This is a genomic window from Reyranella sp. CPCC 100927 (assembly GCF_007859315.1).
Taxonomy (GTDB): Bacteria; Pseudomonadota; Alphaproteobacteria; order Reyranellales; family Reyranellaceae; genus Vineibacter.
The window spans coordinates 832,163-847,215 of sequence record NZ_VOHA01000001.1 but is presented as its reverse complement, the minus strand read 5'-3'; the positions used below and the strand labels follow the sequence as shown (position 1 = coordinate 847,215).

At 65.9% G+C, this 15,053-nt stretch carries 15 protein-coding genes; 4 read left to right on the top strand and 11 right to left on the bottom strand.

Going from position 1 to position 15,053, the window contains the following annotated elements; all coding sequences use genetic code 11:
• Window positions 1–4: 4 nt before the first annotated feature.
• From hisH to FQU96_RS03780, 3 genes are all read right to left on the bottom strand, one after another.
• Window positions 5–649, bottom strand: a complete 645-nt coding sequence (gene hisH / locus FQU96_RS03790; RefSeq protein ID WP_146539488.1) for an imidazole glycerol phosphate synthase subunit HisH — start codon at window positions 647–649, stop codon at window positions 5–7.
• A gap of 57 nt (window positions 650–706) precedes the next feature.
• A complete protein-coding gene (gene hisB, locus FQU96_RS03785) occupies window positions 707–1,312 on the bottom strand; it encodes an imidazoleglycerol-phosphate dehydratase HisB (RefSeq protein ID WP_146539487.1) in 606 nt (201 codons plus the stop codon).
• A 106-nt stretch (window positions 1,313–1,418) separates the two neighbouring features.
• Window positions 1,419–1,808, bottom strand: coding sequence for an MAPEG family protein (locus tag FQU96_RS03780; protein WP_146539486.1), 390 nt, complete (start codon window positions 1,806–1,808; stop codon window positions 1,419–1,421).
• Between the two features lie 169 nt (window positions 1,809–1,977).
• Between FQU96_RS03780 and FQU96_RS03775 the strand changes: the two genes are divergently transcribed.
• The 3 genes from FQU96_RS03775 to hslU all read left to right on the top strand — a co-directional run bounded on the left by FQU96_RS03775 (window position 1,978) and on the right by hslU (window position 4,747).
• Window positions 1,978–2,811: a helix-turn-helix domain-containing protein gene (locus tag FQU96_RS03775; protein ID WP_146539485.1), complete on the top strand. Its 834-nt coding sequence runs from the start codon at window positions 1,978–1,980 to the stop codon at window positions 2,809–2,811.
• Window positions 2,812–2,888: 77 nt separating this feature from the next.
• Window positions 2,889–3,440 carry an ATP-dependent protease subunit HslV gene (hslV, locus tag FQU96_RS03770; protein WP_146539484.1) on the top strand — a complete coding sequence of 184 codons (552 nt, stop codon included), beginning with the start codon at window positions 2,889–2,891 and terminating at the stop codon, window positions 3,438–3,440.
• On the top strand, window positions 3,437–4,747 hold the full coding sequence (gene hslU / locus FQU96_RS03765) for an ATP-dependent protease ATPase subunit HslU (protein WP_146539483.1): 1,311 nt from the start codon (window positions 3,437–3,439) through the stop codon (window positions 4,745–4,747). Before hslV ends, hslU begins: the two co-directional genes overlap by 4 nt.
• 7 nt (window positions 4,748–4,754) lie before the next feature.
• On the opposite strand, the gene FQU96_RS42090 is transcribed toward hslU, so the two are convergent.
• Together FQU96_RS42090 and FQU96_RS03760 are read right to left on the bottom strand one after the other, a co-directional pair.
• Window positions 4,755–4,910, bottom strand: coding sequence for a hypothetical protein (locus tag FQU96_RS42090; RefSeq protein ID WP_178130299.1), 156 nt, complete (start codon window positions 4,908–4,910; stop codon window positions 4,755–4,757).
• A gap of 16 nt (window positions 4,911–4,926) precedes the next feature.
• Window positions 4,927–6,162: an MFS transporter gene (locus FQU96_RS03760; RefSeq protein WP_178130298.1), complete on the bottom strand. Its 1,236-nt coding sequence runs from the start codon at window positions 6,160–6,162 to the stop codon at window positions 4,927–4,929.
• A gap of 172 nt (window positions 6,163–6,334) precedes the next feature.
• On the opposite strand from FQU96_RS03760, the gene FQU96_RS03755 reads away from it, so the two are divergent.
• The gene (locus FQU96_RS03755) at window positions 6,335–7,897 is read left to right on the top strand and encodes an alpha/beta hydrolase (protein WP_255467875.1); all 1,563 of its coding nucleotides are present in this window, start codon (window positions 6,335–6,337) and stop codon (window positions 7,895–7,897) included.
• A gap of 97 nt (window positions 7,898–7,994) precedes the next feature.
• Here the strand turns inward: FQU96_RS03755 and FQU96_RS03750 are convergent, their stop codons facing one another.
• From FQU96_RS03750 to FQU96_RS03725, 6 genes are all read right to left on the bottom strand, one after another.
• Window positions 7,995–8,915 (bottom strand): ABC transporter permease, encoded by a 921-nt coding sequence (locus FQU96_RS03750; protein WP_146539480.1) that lies wholly within the window; start codon window positions 8,913–8,915, stop codon window positions 7,995–7,997.
• Window positions 8,916–9,004: 89 nt separating this feature from the next.
• Window positions 9,005–10,054 carry a PotD/PotF family extracellular solute-binding protein gene (locus FQU96_RS03745; RefSeq protein ID WP_178130297.1) on the bottom strand — a complete coding sequence of 350 codons (1,050 nt, stop codon included), beginning with the start codon at window positions 10,052–10,054 and terminating at the stop codon, window positions 9,005–9,007.
• A gap of 31 nt (window positions 10,055–10,085) precedes the next feature.
• Window positions 10,086–11,159, bottom strand: coding sequence for an ABC transporter ATP-binding protein (locus FQU96_RS03740; RefSeq protein WP_146539478.1), 1,074 nt, complete (start codon window positions 11,157–11,159; stop codon window positions 10,086–10,088).
• Window positions 11,159–11,986 (bottom strand): ABC transporter permease, encoded by an 828-nt coding sequence (locus tag FQU96_RS03735; RefSeq protein WP_146539477.1) that lies wholly within the window; start codon window positions 11,984–11,986, stop codon window positions 11,159–11,161. The genes FQU96_RS03740 and FQU96_RS03735 overlap by 1 nt, the downstream gene beginning before the upstream one ends.
• Window positions 11,987–12,038: 52 nt before the next feature.
• Window positions 12,039–13,274, bottom strand: a complete 1,236-nt coding sequence (locus tag FQU96_RS03730; protein ID WP_146539476.1) for an amidohydrolase family protein — start codon at window positions 13,272–13,274, stop codon at window positions 12,039–12,041.
• A gap of 512 nt (window positions 13,275–13,786) precedes the next feature.
• Window positions 13,787–14,962 carry an aminotransferase class V-fold PLP-dependent enzyme gene (locus tag FQU96_RS03725; RefSeq protein ID WP_146539957.1) on the bottom strand — a complete coding sequence of 392 codons (1,176 nt, stop codon included), beginning with the start codon at window positions 14,960–14,962 and terminating at the stop codon, window positions 13,787–13,789.
• Window positions 14,963–15,053: the final 91 nt, after the last annotated feature.

The following is a 15,053-nucleotide window of genomic DNA, read 5'->3' as shown; positions in this document are numbered from 1 at the left end:
GCGTTCAGGGCTTCCAGCGCAGGAAGTTGGCGATCAGGCGCAAGCCGGTGGCCTGGCTCTTTTCCGGGTGGAACTGCGTGCCCACCATGTTGTCGCGGCCCACGACGGCGGTGATCGGCTCGCCATAGTCGGCGACCGCCAGCCGCTGGACCGGCTGCGCCACGCGCAGATGGTAGGAATGCACGAAGTAGGCATGGTCGGCAGCGGCAATCCCGGCCAGCACCGGATGGGCCGCGATGTCGCGCAGTTCGTTCCAGCCCATGTGGGGAATCTTCAGCGCCGGATCGGCGGGCTCCAGGCGCACGACATCGCCGGCGATCCAGTCCAGGCCCGCATGCACGCCATACTCGACGCCGCGTGTGGCCATGAGCTGCATGCCGACACAAATGCCGATGAACGGCTTGCCGCCGTCGATCACCTCGCGCTGCAAGGTTTCGACCATGCCGGGCACGCCGTACAGGCCAGCCCGGCAATCGGCGAAGGCACCGACGCCAGGCAGCACGATGCGCGCCGCCGCGGCGACCGCTTTCGGATCGCTGGTGACCAGCACGGTATGACCGGTCTCGGCCTCGCGCGCTGCGCGCTCGAACGCCTTGGCGGCCGAGCGCAGGTTGCCGGAACCGTAGTCAACGATAGCGACGGTGGACATGGTAACTACCGGGAGTCGGAAGACAGCGAGAACGGGGTGTAATCGACGAAGACGGCGCTACAGCACGCCCTTGGTCGAGGGAACCGCGGCCATGGCGCGCGGATCGATCTCGACGGCGTGTCGCAGGGCGCGCGCCAGGCCCTTGAAGCTGCTCTCGACGATATGGTGGTTATTCTCGCCGTACTGGTTCCACACATGCAGGGTCAGGCCACCGGTCTGGGCGAACGCCTGGAACCATTCCTTGAACAGCTCGGTATCCATGTCGCCGAGCTTGGGCCGGGAGAAGTTCACCTTCCAGACCAGATAGGGCCGGTTGGACGCATCCAGCGCCACATGGGTCAGCGTCTCGTCCATCGGGATCAGCGCACTGCCGTAGCGGCGGATGCCCTTGCGGTCGCCCAGGGCCTTGGTCAGGCACTCACCCAGCGCCAAGCCCGTATCCTCGGTGGTGTGGTGGAAGTCGATATGCAGGTCGCCCTTGGCCCGCAGCCGGATGTCGATCAGCGAATGCTTCGACAGCTGCTCCAGCATGTGGTCGAGGAAACCGATGCCGGTCGACACGTCGTAGGTGCCGGTGCCGTCGAGGTTGATCGATGCCTCGATCTCGGTTTCCTTGGTCTTGCGCGACACCGAAGCGGTGCGCGCCGCGGCGCCTGCGGCCATCGGGAAGGGCTCCTTTCGTGGGCGCCCTTGTAACAGATGGGATCAGGGGGAACCACCCCGAGGCCGAATGCCGCGTGGCGGCACTCGGCCGTGATCTGCCTGTCTTCTACGCAATCAGCTGCAAGGCCATCAGGACCAGGCCGACGATCGACACCGCCCACACACCGGTGCGCAGCCATGGAACGCCGGCGACATAGACCAGCGCATAGGCCAGCCGGCCCCAGAAGAAGAGCTGGGCGCCCAGCACGGTCATGGCGTTGCTCTTGCCGGCGGCGTGCGCCACCAGCACCAGCGCCGCGAACAGGACCAGATTTTCCAGCATGTTGAGGTGCGCGCGGCGCGCCCGGCCCGCCCATCCGGAGAAGGGTGGCAGGTCTTCGCGATTGCCGGCCAGTGCCGACAGCCCGACCTGCAGGTTGGCGCCCATCGCCGCGACCAGCATCTGCGCGAACATCAACACCACCGACCACACCAGCAAGGACAGTTCCACGCTCATGTCTTCCTCCAGCTGACGGCTCCCGGCGCAGGCCCCTGCCTTTCCCGCCGACCGTCAGCCGCCGATATGGTGGATCGGCTGCCATGCCTGCAATTACCTGCAGGATAATCGAGAGCCCGGCGCGGGAGTGCTATGGAGGGCGTGTTGTTCCTGTTCCGGGATGGTCACTATGAGCATCGCCTCCGATATCTCGTCCGGCGCCGAGCGCGCTCCCTTCGGCCTGCTGCTGCGTGACTGGCGCCGCCGGCGGGGTGCCAGCCAGCTGGAGCTTTCCCTGCGCAGCGGCGTCTCCCAGCGCCATGTCAGCTTTCTGGAATCGGGCCGGGCGCGACCGAGCCGTGAAATGGTGGTTCACCTCGCGGTCTCGCTGGATGTGCCGCTGCGCCATCAGAACCAGCTGCTGCTGGCGGCCGGTTTCGCCCCCGTCTACCGGCAGAGCAACCTGGAGGCTCCCGAAATGGCCGATGTGCGCCAGGCGATCGACCACATCCTGAACCACCAGGAACCCTATCCCGCCATCGTCATCGACCGGCTGTTCAACATCCTGCTGGCCAATACGGCGACCAGCCGCCTGATCGGCTTCCTGATGGGGCCTGCCGCTGCCGCCATCGACGGTCCGATCAACCTGCTGCGGGCGACCCTGGCGCCGCAGGGCCTGCGGCCCTACATCGCCAACTGGCCGGAGGTTGCCCATTATCTGATCACCCGCACCGCCGCCGAACTGGCGCTGAATGGCCTTGACGCTGACGCCAAGGCATTCCTCGATGAGCTATCCGGTTACCCTGACATGCCGACCTCGTGGCGCGACGCGCGGCCGGACGACACCGTGTCGCCGATCCTGCCCCTGCACTTCCACAAGGACGGCAAGGACATCCGCGTCATGACCACGATCTCGACCCTGGGCACGCCGCAGGACGTGACGCTGCAGGAGATGCGGATCGAGACTTTCTTCCCCGTCGACGCGGCCAGCACGGCGTTCTTCAAGCAGCTGGCCAAGGGCTGAAATAGGGGCCCAGGCCGCATATCTCGGTTGCCTCAAGGGACTTTCAATCGGTCCGTTCGGGCCCTATCTAAGGGCCCATGTCGGACTCGCAAATGCCGGTGTGGCACGGCACCACCATCCTCAGCGTGCGCAAGAACGGCCAGGTCGTGATGGCCGGTGACGGCCAGGTCAGCCTCGGCCAGACCGTGATCAAGGCCAACGCCCGCAAGGTGCGGCGGCTGGGTGGCGACGGTTCGATCGTGGGCGGTTTCGCCGGCGCCACGGCCGATGCCTTCACCCTGTTCGAGCGCCTGGAGGCCAAGCTGGAGCAGTATCCCGGCCAGCTGACCCGCGCCTGCGTCGAACTGGCCAAGGACTGGCGCACCGACCGTTATCTGCGGCGACTGGAAGCGATGATGGCGGTGGCCGACAAGTCGGCGTCGCTGGTGTTGACCGGCACCGGTGACGTGCTCGAGCCCGAAGACGGACTGATCGGCATCGGCTCGGGCGGCAACTACGCCCTGGCCGCGGCCCGGGCCCTGGTCGATATCGACGGCCTGGACGCCGAGGCCATCGCCCGCAAGGCCATGAAGATCGCCGCCGACATCTGCGTCTATACGAACACGAACCTAGTCGTGGAAAAGCTGTGACCGAATTTTCTCCCCGCGAGATCGTCTCCGAGCTCGATCGCCATATCGTTGGCCAGAACGACGCCAAGAAAGCTGTCGCCGTGGCGCTGCGCAACCGCTGGCGCCGCCAACAGCTGCCCGCCGCGCTGCGCGAGGAAGTGCTGCCCAAGAACATCCTGATGATCGGCCCGACCGGCTGCGGCAAGACCGAGATCGCGCGTCGCCTGGCCAAGCTTGCCAACGCGCCGTTCCTCAAGGTCGAGGCCACGAAATTCACCGAAGTCGGGTATGTCGGGCGTGACGTCGAGCAGATCGTGCGCGACCTGATGGAAGTCGGCATCGAGCTGGCGCGCGAGCGCATGCGCAAGGACGTGCAGGCCAAGGCCGAACTTGCCGCCGAGGATCGCGTGCTGGATGCGCTGTGCGGCCCGACCGCCACGGCCGACACGCGCCTGCGCTTCCGCCAGAAGCTGCGCGACGGTCAACTGGCCGACCGCGAGATCGAGATCGAACTGGCCGATACCGGCGGTCCCGCCACGTTCGAGATTCCCGGCATGCCGGGCGGCCAGATCGGCGTCATGAACATCGGCGACATGCTGGGCAAGGCGTTCGGCGGCCGTACCAAGAAGCGCAAGCTGACGGTCGCCGAGTCGTACGACCTGCTGATGCGCGAGGAGAGCGACCGGCTGCTGGACCAGGAGCGCGTGATCCGCGAGGCGCGCGAAGCGGTCGAACAGAACGGCATCGTCTTCATCGATGAGATCGACAAGATCTGCGCCCGCGGCCAGGAGTTCCGCGGTGGTGCCGACGTCAGCCGCGAGGGCGTGCAGCGCGACCTGCTGCCGCTGATCGAGGGCACGACAGTCAACACCAAGCATGGCCCGGTGAAGACGGACCACATCCTCTTCATCTGCTCCGGCGCCTTCCATCTGGCCAAGCCGGCCGACCTGCTGCCCGAAATGCAGGGCCGGCTGCCGATCCGCGTAACCTTGAAAGGGCTGACGCAGGAAGACTTCCGCCGCATCCTGGTCGAGCCCGAGGCGAGCTTGCTGAAGCAGTACAAGGCGCTGCTGAGCACGGAGAAGGTGACGCTGGAATTCCGCGACGATGCCGTCGACGAGCTGGCGCGGCTCGCCGCCGAGATCAACGGCTCGGTCGAGAACATCGGCGCCCGACGCCTGCACACGGTAATGGAGAAGCTGCTGGAAGAGGTCAGCTTCACCGCCTCCGACCGCGGCGGCGAGACGATCGCCATCGATGCCGCCTACGTACGCGACCGCGTCAGCTCGCTGGCCAAGAACGCCGACCTCAGCAAGTTCATCCTCTGACTCACGGTCAGAGGCAGAACATCTGTCCGATATCGAGCAGGATCGCTGCGCCGCGTGTCACCCACAGCCACGCGGCCGCCACGGTCAATACCGCGACGGTGCCGCCGATCGAGATCAGGAGCACCGCCGGGGGACGGTCGGTTGAGGTCGTCTGCAGCGACATGGCGCCGATTATCCGCCTATGCCGGCCGGGCCGCAAGCCGGGCTACCGGTACCTCGCGGATCGGCCAGTTGATCGCGGCCGCGAGCAGGCCCAGTCCGACCGAAATCCACCACATCAGGTCGTAGTTGCCTTGCAGGTCGTACAGCCGGCCGCCACCCCAGCCGCCCAGGAAGCTGCCGACCTGGTGGCTGAAGAACACGACGCCGTAGAGCATCGACATGTGGACCGGGCCGAACATGAACGCCACCAGCCCGCTGGTCAGCGGCACGGTGCCCAGCCACAGGAAGCCCAGGGTGGCCGCGAACAGCAGCACCGAGCCGGCTGACAGCGGCAGCGCCAGGAAGGCGATGAATGACAACGCCCGCAGGAAGTAAAGCAGCGCCAGCATGTCCTTGCGGCGATGGCGGCCGCCCAGCCAACCCCACAGGATGGCACCCGCGACATTGAACAGGCCGACCAGCGCGATCGCCCAGCCGCCCAGCTCGATCGGAGAAATCTCACGACCCAGCAATGTCATGCCGACGCTCTTGTCGGAGATGTAGGCGGGCAGATGCAGGCCAACGAACGAGACATGAAAGCCGCAGACGAAGAAGCCGATGGTCAGCAGCCAGAAGCCGCGTGTGGCGAACGCCTCGTTCAGTGCGTCGCGCAGACCTTGCGGCGCCGGCCCACCGGCAGCCGCGGGCGCCGGCCGCGTCTCGCGCAGCCCCAACGCCAGCGGGATCATGACCAACGACACCGCTGTCAGGATCAGCATCGTGGTGTGCCAGTTATTGAAGCGATCCAGCAGGATGCTGGCGAATGGCACGATGGCGAACTGGCCGAACGAGCCGCCGGCCGTGGTGATACCCAGTGCCAGCGACCGCTTGTCGGGCGGCGCGGCGCGGTTGATCACGGCCAGGATGGGGCCGAAGCCGGCCGCAGCCATGCCGACGCCCGTGATGGCATTGCCCAGGGTCAGCAGCACGCCTTCGGTCGCCAGCCCGATCATGACCATGCCCGCGACATAGAGCACGCCACCGGCCGCGACGGTCTTCACCGGGCCGAAACGGCGCTCGACGCCGCCCGCGAAAGGCGCCAGGACGCCCATCAGCAGCATCGAGAGCGCATTGCCGAACGACCACAGCTCGCGCCCTACCTGCAGGTCGGCCGCGATCGGTTTCTGGAAGATGCCGAAGCTCTGGCGCGCGCCGATCCCGATCGTCAGAATGATGGCGCCACAGACTACGGGAACCCACCAATCGCGTCGCATGCCCGCTCCCTTCGCAACAACTCGGCTGTCCGCGATCATCTGGCGCACACCCCGTGTATATGCAATGAAATCGAACTAACAGGGGTACAAGTTTTCTTGACGCAATTGTCCCTGGCATCGGCCTGTCGACACAGGCCTTGACTTGGCCGTGCCATGGCCCGATAGCGCCGTGATGCGTTCGGTTGTTCTCCGTCTGAGCATGGCCACGACCGGCCTCTGCCTGGGCTGGGTTGTTCTTGCCAGTACCGCGGCCACCGCCCAGGAGCGGCCGGTACTGCCGCGGCTCGAGCCGCACAAATGCTGGTTCAAGACGCCCCGCGGTGCGACCGCCAGCTGCCATCTGCTCAGCGTGCCCGAGAACCGTGCCATCCCGGACGGCCGCGTCGTGAAGCTGCCGGTGGCCATCCTCAAATCATCGGCCGGAGACCGCCGCGAGGCCGACCCGGTGATCTACCTGGCCGGTGGGCCGGGCGAGGCACCGCTGGCCGCTTCATCACCGGGAGTCGATCCCCTGAAGGATGGCGACTGGTGGCACTCGACCGCGGCCATCCGCCGCAACCGCAACTTCATCTTCATCGGCCAGCGCGGCGCGCAGCTGTCCCGGCCTGCGCTGCAGTGCGACGACATTGCCAGCCCCAAGACGCGACTGTCGCGTACCGGCGGCCATTTCGACGCCGTCGAGGACGAGCGGCGGGCCATGATCAAGTGCCGCGCCGAGTTGGAGCGCCGCGGCATCGACGTGGCGCAATACCGCACACCGGCTCTGGCCGACGACGTCGCCGACCTCGCCCGCGCGCTGGATCTGACCAAGGTCAATCTCTATGGCGTCAGCTACGGCACGCGCTGGGCGTTGGAGGTGATGCGCCGGCATCCGACCCTGGTGCGCGCCGCGATCCTCGACTCGGCCTATCCGCCGCAGATCAACGGCGATCAGGAAGAGGTCGATGCCGTGCGCCGGGCGTTCGAACGCCTGTTCACCACCTGCGCCGACGACACCTGGTGCGCCCGCACCTATCCCACCCTGCGCGCCGACCTCGAAGCCCTGGTCGCGAAGCTCGACCGCACACCGATCAAGCTGCGGCTGAAGCTGGCCCACGGCCGCGCCACCGCCTCGATCGACGGCACCAAGCTGATGCTGATCCTGCTGCACGTGATGCGGCTGGGCGGCGATGATATCGGCCGGCTGCCGACCACCATCGCGCGCACGGCGCGCGGCAACTACGCCGCCTTGCGCTTCTTCGCGCAGGACCTCGAGCAGACCGAGGGCGGCATCGTCGAAACGCCGATCGAGCAGATGGCCGGCCTGTACTATTCGATCGAGTGCCGCGAGACCACGGCCTTCGTCGACGGGCCGGCCCGCGAGCGCGCCATCGCACAGGCCGGCATCTACGGCCTGGTGGCGCGCTCCAACACCGGACCGGCCTTGTGCCCCGTGTGGCGCGTGCCGGCGGCCGATCCGGCCGAGCGGCAACCGGTGCACAGTGCCGTGCCCACGCTGCTGCTGAGCGGCTCCTACGACTGGTTGACCCCATCGGCCTGGGCCGAGGTGGCCAAGCAATCCCTGCCCAACGCGCAGCACGTCGAGTTCCGCGCCATGGGCCATGCCGTCACCGCCAACGACGACTGTGCCGAGACGCTGCTGGCGCAGTTCGTCAATCAGCCCGATCCCGCCCGCGTACCCGCCTGCGTGGGCACCAACGCGCCACCCAAGTTCACCGACAAGCCGCCGAAGTAGGGAGCGTCATCCCGAGCGCAGCGAGGGATCTCCCCGAAATACGGTCCGAGGCCTCGTGACGACGAGATCCCTCGCTGTCGCTCGGGATGACGCGCTCTTACCGCTTGTATCGGCGCTGCACGATCAGGTTGGCAGCGACGGTCAGCAACAGGGTCGCGGTCATCAGGATGAACGAGATCGCGGCGCCGAACGGCCAGTTGTTGACGCCGGCGAACTGGCCGTAGACCAGCGGTCCCATCATCTGGAACTTCGGACCGCCCAGCAGCACCGGCGTGGCATAGGCGTTCATGCCCAGGATGAAGGTGAGGATGGTGCCGGCCAGCACCCCGGGCAGCGCCAGCGGCCACAGCACGCGGCGGAACATGGCCAGCGGATTGGCGCCGAGACTGAACGCCGCCTCCTCGACATCGCGGCTGATGCCTTCGATCACGCTCTGCAGCGACAGCACCATGAACGGCAGGTTCACCGCCGCGATGCCGATGATCACCGCGGTTTCGGTATACATGATCTCGATCGGCGTACTGATCACGCCCAGGCCCATCAGGGTGGCGTTGATGGCGCCCTTGCTGCCGAAAAGGGTCATCCAGCCGGCGGCGCGCACGGCGTTGCCGACGAACAGCGGCAGAACCACCAGCATGATCAGCAGGTTCTTGAACCGGCTCTGGGTGCGCGCCAGCACGTAGGCCAGCGGAAAACCCAGCACGAGGCAGATCGCCGTGACCGTCACCGAGACGCGCAGGGTGCGCACCAGGATGTTGACATAGTACGGGTCGGTGAAGAACTTCACGTAGTTGGCGATCGTCACCGCCTCGACCATCAGCTTACGCTGGGCGACGAACTCGTTGAGGCTGTAGCGGAACAGGATCACCAGCGGGATCAGCAGCCCGATCGCCACCAGCACGGTGGCAGGCGCGACCAGCGACGCCGCGGTGAGACGCGCGCCACCGCGTTCCTCGGCCGCGATCAGGCGGGCGCTGGCGGTGGTGGTTGTGGTGGTGGCGGTGCTGGCGACGGCCATGACTCAGGCTGTCATCCCGAGCGCAGCGAGGGATCTATGTGATCCAAACATCGCCCTAGATCCCTCGTCTTGCTCGGGATGACAGAGTCTCAGCCTTTGAAGCTCTTGTCCCACCATTCCTTGAAGGCGGTGTCGTTGCTCGACAGGTAGCCGTAGTCGAGGTCCTTCAGGCGCGCCTGCTCCTGTTCGTCGAAGCCGATGCGCTTCTGCAGGTCGGGCGCCACCTTGGCGTTCTTGACGGTGGGGTTGTAGCCCATGTCGACGGCGAAAGCTTCCTGCGCCGACGGCGTTAGCATGGCATCGAGGTATGTATAGGCACCGTCTTTGTTCGGCGCGTTCTTGGGGATGCACATGCCGGAGACGAACAGCGGCACGCCTTCCTTGGCGGCCACCGTCTGTACCGGGATGCCGGCGTTCTGCCATTGCACGGCGCGCGCCTTCCACATGATGCAGAGACCGATCTCCTCGTTCTTCAGGCCCTGCGCCAGCGCCTCGTTGGTCGGATAGACGCGGGCGCCTGATTTGCGGCACTCCAGCAGCCGTGCCTTGCCAGGCTCGAAGTTGTTCATCGCGCCGCCCGACGCCAGCGCCGCGGCCATCATCGTGTACTGGTACTGAATGTCGATGATGCCGAGCTTGTTGCCGTGCCTGGGATCGAGTGCCTCGGCGAAGCTGGTCGGCGGCGCGGTGATCATCTTGGGATTGTAGAGGATCACCTTGCCCGAATAGATGTGGCCGATCCCCCACGCATACTTCATCTCCGGCAGCAGGTTCGCCGCATTGGGGATCTTGGCGTAGTCGATCGGCTCCAGGGTGCCGGCCTCGTTCATGTCGTACATGTTGTTGGCCGACAGCGCCTGGATATCGGTGGTGCCGCGGCGCAGCGACTTTTCGGCCAGCACCTTGGCGCGACGCGGCGGATCCTGCGCCTCGTCCTTGACCACCTCCCATCCCTTGGGAATGAGAATCGGCGTCTCGATGTTCTTGGCCAGCAGGCGCGAATAGTCGCCTCCCCAGGTGCCGACGATGACCTTCTTGTTGGCCTGCGCCACTGCCGGCGCGCCGAACGCCGCGGCACCCGCGACGCCGGCCGCACCGCGTAACGCAGCACGGCGGGAAAGAACGAAACGACCTGTCATGTGAGCCTCCTGTCCCTTTTGTTTCTCTGTGCTACGGACCCTGAACCTCGCCCGTTGTGGGGAACAATCGCGCAGCCGCTGCCGGCCAACCGACATGCACCGGGGCGCCGACCTCGGGTTCGAAACCGTCGCCGCGATTGGCAAGCTGAACGATGACACGGTCCGACGGCGACAGGCGCACATGCACATCGCTGGCGGCGCCCAGATACGAGACGAACTCCACCGTGCCGGGCAGGCTGTTGTCGAGTCCCGCAAGCGGCGTCGCGCCGATTTCCAGCCGCTCCGGCCGCAGCGCCAGAACCGCGCTGCCGACGGCGTCGCCAGCACAACGCAGCGCCAAGCCGCCCTCGGTGCGGAAGCGGCCGGGCGCTTCGACTCGGCCGGTGAGGAACGTGCCGCGGCCCACGAAGCCGGCGACAAAGCGGTCGGCCGGACGCTCGTAGAGATCGCGCTGGCTGCCGATCTGGCGTACGGAACCCTCGTTCATCACCACCAGCCGGTCGGCCATGGTGAGCGCCTCTTCCTGGTCGTGCGTCACCATCACCGTGGTGAGCCCCAGTTGGCGCTGCAGTTCGCGGATCTCGACCCGCACCTCCTGGCGCAGCTTGGCATCGAGGTTGCTGAGCGGTTCATCCAACAGCAGCACGTCAGGGCGCACGGCGAGCGCCCGCGCCAGCGCCACGCGCTGCTGCTGGCCACCCGAGAGCTGGCGCGGCAGACGCTCGCCCAGATGATCGAGGCGCACCAGCTTCAGCGCCTCACTGACACGGCTGGCAACGTCGGCCTTGCCCAGCTTGCGCATCTCGAGCCCGAAGGCGACGTTCTGCGCCACCGTGAGGTGAGGAAAGAGTGCGTAGCTCTGGAACACCAGCCCGGTGTTGCGCTTCCACGGTGGCAGCGCCGTCACGTCGCGTGTACCCAGCTGTATGCTGCCGGCCGTGGGGGCGATAAAACCGGCGATCATGCGCAAGGTTGTGGTCTTGCCGCAGCCGCTGGGCCCCAGCAGTACAACGAACTCGCCATCGGCGACATCGAGCGTCACGTCGCGCACGGCGTGGAAATCGCCGTAGCGCTTGGCAACGTGATCGAGAACGAGGCGGGACATCACACCACCCTGCTGATCTTGACGAAGCGATCGGTGATCAGCATGGCGCCGCCGATCAGCAGGATCTGCAGGACCGACACCGCGGCGATCGTAGGATCGATGCGCCACTCGAGGTACTGCAGGATCGCGATCGGCAACGTCGTGCGCCCGGGACCGACCAGGAACAGGCTCATCTCCAGATTGCCGAACGACGTCACGAACCCGAACAGGCCGGCGGCGACGATGCCGGGCCGGATCATCGGCAGGGTGACGCGGAAGAAGGTCGTGAGCGGGTTGGCGCCGAGATTCTGCGCCGCTTCCTCGATGGTGCGATCGAAGCCCGCGAGGCTCGCCGTCACCAGGCGCACCACCCAGGGAATGACGATGATGACGTGGCCGGCGGCCAGCGCCCAGAACGTGCCCAGCACGTCGACGTCGAGTGCATTCTCGGTCTCGACGTGAAAGACATACATCGACGTGCCCAGCACCACGCCGGGTACGACCAGGGGCAGCAACAGCAGGCTGTTCAGCGCCTCGCGACCCCGGAAGCGAAAGCGCGCCACGCACAGCGCCGCCGGCACGCCCAGGGCCAGGCCGATCAACGTGGCGATGACGCCCAGCCGCAAGCTGAGCGAAAAGCCATCGACGAACTTCTTCTCGTTGGCGATGGCGGCGAACCAGCGCAGCGAGTAGCCCTCCGGCGGAAAAGACGGAATCTCCTGCCGGAAGAACGCCAACCAGGTGACAAAGATCAACGGCAGGAGGATGAGCGCCAGCGCCAGCCCCGCCGCGCCATTGAGCGCCCAGCGCCCCAGCCGCCGCGAGTCGAGAGAGGCGGCTGCAGTCATCACACCCCCTCCCCCCTTGTGGGGGAGGGGGAAGGAACGGCGCTCATTTTCATCAGTTCAACGCGTTCTTGTGGAACTTGCCGGCTTTCATGATCACCGGCAGGTGGGCGCCCTGGTCGAGGAACAGTTCCAGCTTCTTGAGCGGGTTGCCGTCGACGACAATGACGTCGGCCGCGGCGCCCGGCTCGATGACGCCGAGCTTGCCCTCCTGGCGCAGGATCCGGGCGGCGATGGTCGTGGCCTGACGCACGATCTCGATCGGCTTCAGCACCTCGGCGCGATAGATGAACTCGCGGCTCTGCTCGACCTGCAGCTGGCCCAGCAGGTCCGAGCCATAGCCGACCTCGACGCCGGCCTGCTTGCAGATTTCCAGCGACTTCAGGCCGCCTTCCAGCACCAGGTCATTCTTGGCCAACATTTCGGGTGTCATGCCGAACTGCGCCGCGCGCTCCTTCATCGTGTAATAAGTGACCAGGTTGGCGATCATGAAACCGCCCTTGGCGCCCAGCAGCTTGGCTGACGCAGCGTCGATCAGGTTGCCGTGCTCGATGGTGCGCACGCCGTTCTCGACCGCGCGCGTGATCGCCTCGGGCGTATAGGCGTGCGCCAGCACGTAGCGGCCGAACGCATCGGCTTCGTCGGTAGCAGCGGCGATCTCGGCCGGGGAGAACTGCAGGCTGTCGAGCGGATCATAGGGTGAGGCGACGCCGCCGGAGCACATGATCTTGATCTGGTCGGCGCCCTGGCGCATCTGCTCGCGCACCGCCTTGCGCACGGCATCGGCGCCGTCGACCACCTCCATGCAATAGACCATGGCGTTGCAGCAGTTGCAGCTGGCGCCGTTGTCGGTGCGCCGCCGCCCGTCGCTGTGGCCGCCGGTAGGTCCGATGGCGCGGCCGGAAATGAAGAGCCGCGGGCCCGTGATCAGGCCGGTCTCGACCGCGACCTTGACGCCCCAGTCCGCACCGCCGGTGTCGCGCACCGTGGTGAAGCCGCGGTCGATCATGCCGCGCATCAGCTCGCTGGCGCGTGCCGTCATCAGGGTGAGCGGCACGGACTCGAGGTTGCGGATGCTCACTTCGCTCAGGAACACGTGCACGTGGCAGTCGATCAGACCTGGCATCAGGACGCGCTTGCCGCAGTCGACCACGCGCGCGTTGTCGGCCCGGATCGCCTTGGGCGAGACCTCCTTGATGGTCTCCCCTTCGATCAGCACCTCGTAGCCCTCGCGCGGTTCGTCCCAGCGCGGATCGAGCAGCGACAGATTGCGGAACAGGACCTGTTGCATGGGACTCCTCAACGCATTCGCGCACTCCCCGCGCGGGCGCCGCAGCCTACGCCGCCTTGCACGGCCGGAGCAAGAACAGGACAGCAAGAACGGGGCCAGACGGCCAGGCCGTGCACGACGCACGTGCGGGAAAGCGCATACCTGCGGCGATCCCGGCGAACCGCATATCCGGAAATAAAACGCCCTCTCAAAACGCGTGACAACAATGACAACAATGACAAGAACTCACGCCCTACACTTTTTCGTGGGGAACCGCAGCGTCCCCGGGGACAAAACGCGCGCGCCGAATCGCGTGACAACAATCACAACAATCACAACAATTCACTACCGCCCAGCCGTGTTGCGGTGCAGCGACAGGACTTACGCACCACGCCCGGAACATCGCCCCCGATGGCAACCTCGGGTCACCCCAGGATGCTGGTTGATGAGGGAATATTGGTGCCAGCCAACCGCGCAACAAGCGGAATAAAAATAAACATTGTTCCACCACGCACGAAGCAGGTGGAGCCAACTCAGCTTGCTATTCGACGACAATGCGCCACCAACGCCAGGAGGTCGTCCTCCGTGTTGTAATAGTGAGGCGAGGCACGCAGTACCGTCGGCAAGGCGCGCGCCGCTGCGTCCAGAAGCGTGCTTGATGCTTTGGACGTGGTGACGTTGATTCTGGCCTCCGCCAGGGCCGCCTTCACCGAATCCGCCGGTTGGCCATCGATCGTAAAAGATACGATCGCGGACGGATGAAGCCCAAGGTCGTGCACCGCGATGCCCGGCACGCGGCGCAACTCGGCACGCAAGGTATCGCCGAGTTCCCGACAGCGGGCCTCGATCTCGTCCAATCCCAACGCCTGGGCGTAATCGACGGCAACGCCAAGCCCCAGGCGCGCGGCGTAGTTGTTCTCCCAGCTCTCGAAGCGCCTGGCGTCGGGGCGCAAATCATAACGATCCGGCGCGACCCAGGGTGCGGCAAAGTGATCGATCATGGGCGGATGCAGCTGCGCCAGCAGCGCTTGCCGTACGTAGAGAAAACCGGTCCCCCGCGGCCCGCGCAGGAACTTGCGGCCTGTGGCCGAGAGCATGTCGCAACCCACCTGAGCGACATCGATCGGTAGTTGTCCTACGGCCTGACAAGCGTCGAGCAGGTAGGGAATTCCATGCTTGCGGGTGATCCTCCCGACCGCCGCTGCCGGATTGACCAACCCACCGTTGGTCGGGATCCAGGTGATCGCGACCAGCCGCACGCGATCATCGATCATTGTCTCCAGCGCCTCGGGATCAAGCACGCCATTTTCATCATTCGGCACGACATCGATCCTGACGCCATGCGTTCTAGCTACCTGCAGGAAGGCAACGTAGTTGGCCGCATACTCGGCGCGCGCGGTCAGGATGCGATCGCCCGGCCGGAACGAAAGTGAATAGAATGCCATTTGCCAGGCGATGGTGGCATTCTCCATCAGTGCGATCTCGCTTGTGTCGGCACCGACGAGACGAGCGACACTTGAGTAGACTGCGTCCAATGTTTGCTGCGCTTCGTCGGCCGCTTCATAGCCGCCTATGGCAGCTTCGCGCTTCAGGTATGTCGTCATGGCATCCAGGACGGGCTTCGGCATCAGCGCGGCGCCCGCATTGTTGAGGTGGATGCGATGTTCGATGCCGGGCGTGTCGGCACGAACACTAGCAAGATCGATCATTCGACAAACCCTTGCTCCACAGCCCGTCATCGGCGCCATCGCCAGATGATGCGGCACTGCTATGTCCTTCATGGTGATCGGGCTTCAAAGG

Bases quoted from the DNA above. Each gene is read 5' to 3' on its own strand.
- FQU96_RS03730 (WP_146539476.1), bottom strand. From the start codon at position 13,274: ATGCAACAGGTCCTGTTCCGCAATCTGTCGCTGCTCGATCCGCGCTGG.
- FQU96_RS03755 (WP_255467875.1), top strand. From the start codon at position 6,335: ATGCGTTCGGTTGTTCTCCGTCTGAGCATGGCCACGACCGGCCTCTGC.
- FQU96_RS03780 (WP_146539486.1), bottom strand. From the start codon at position 1,808: ATGAGCGTGGAACTGTCCTTGCTGGTGTGGTCGGTGGTGTTGATGTTC.
- FQU96_RS03735 (WP_146539477.1), bottom strand. From the start codon at position 11,986: ATGACTGCAGCCGCCTCTCTCGACTCGCGGCGGCTGGGGCGCTGGGCG.
- hisH (WP_146539488.1), bottom strand. From the start codon at position 649: ATGTCCACCGTCGCTATCGTTGACTACGGTTCCGGCAACCTGCGCTCG.
- hisB (WP_146539487.1), bottom strand. From the start codon at position 1,312: ATGGCCGCAGGCGCCGCGGCGCGCACCGCTTCGGTGTCGCGCAAGACC.
- hslV (WP_146539484.1), top strand. From the start codon at position 2,889: ATGTCGGACTCGCAAATGCCGGTGTGGCACGGCACCACCATCCTCAGC.
- FQU96_RS03775 (WP_146539485.1), top strand. From the start codon at position 1,978: ATGAGCATCGCCTCCGATATCTCGTCCGGCGCCGAGCGCGCTCCCTTC.
- FQU96_RS03745 (WP_178130297.1), bottom strand. From the start codon at position 10,054: ATGACAGGTCGTTTCGTTCTTTCCCGCCGTGCTGCGTTACGCGGTGCG.
- FQU96_RS03725 (WP_146539957.1), bottom strand. From the start codon at position 14,962: ATGATCGATCTTGCTAGTGTTCGTGCCGACACGCCCGGCATCGAACAT.
- FQU96_RS42090 (WP_178130299.1), bottom strand. From the start codon at position 4,910: ATGTCGCTGCAGACGACCTCAACCGACCGTCCCCCGGCGGTGCTCCTG.
- FQU96_RS03750 (WP_146539480.1), bottom strand. From the start codon at position 8,915: ATGGCCGTCGCCAGCACCGCCACCACCACAACCACCACCGCCAGCGCC.
- FQU96_RS03740 (WP_146539478.1), bottom strand. From the start codon at position 11,159: ATGTCCCGCCTCGTTCTCGATCACGTTGCCAAGCGCTACGGCGATTTC.
- FQU96_RS03760 (WP_178130298.1), bottom strand. From the start codon at position 6,162: ATGCGACGCGATTGGTGGGTTCCCGTAGTCTGTGGCGCCATCATTCTG.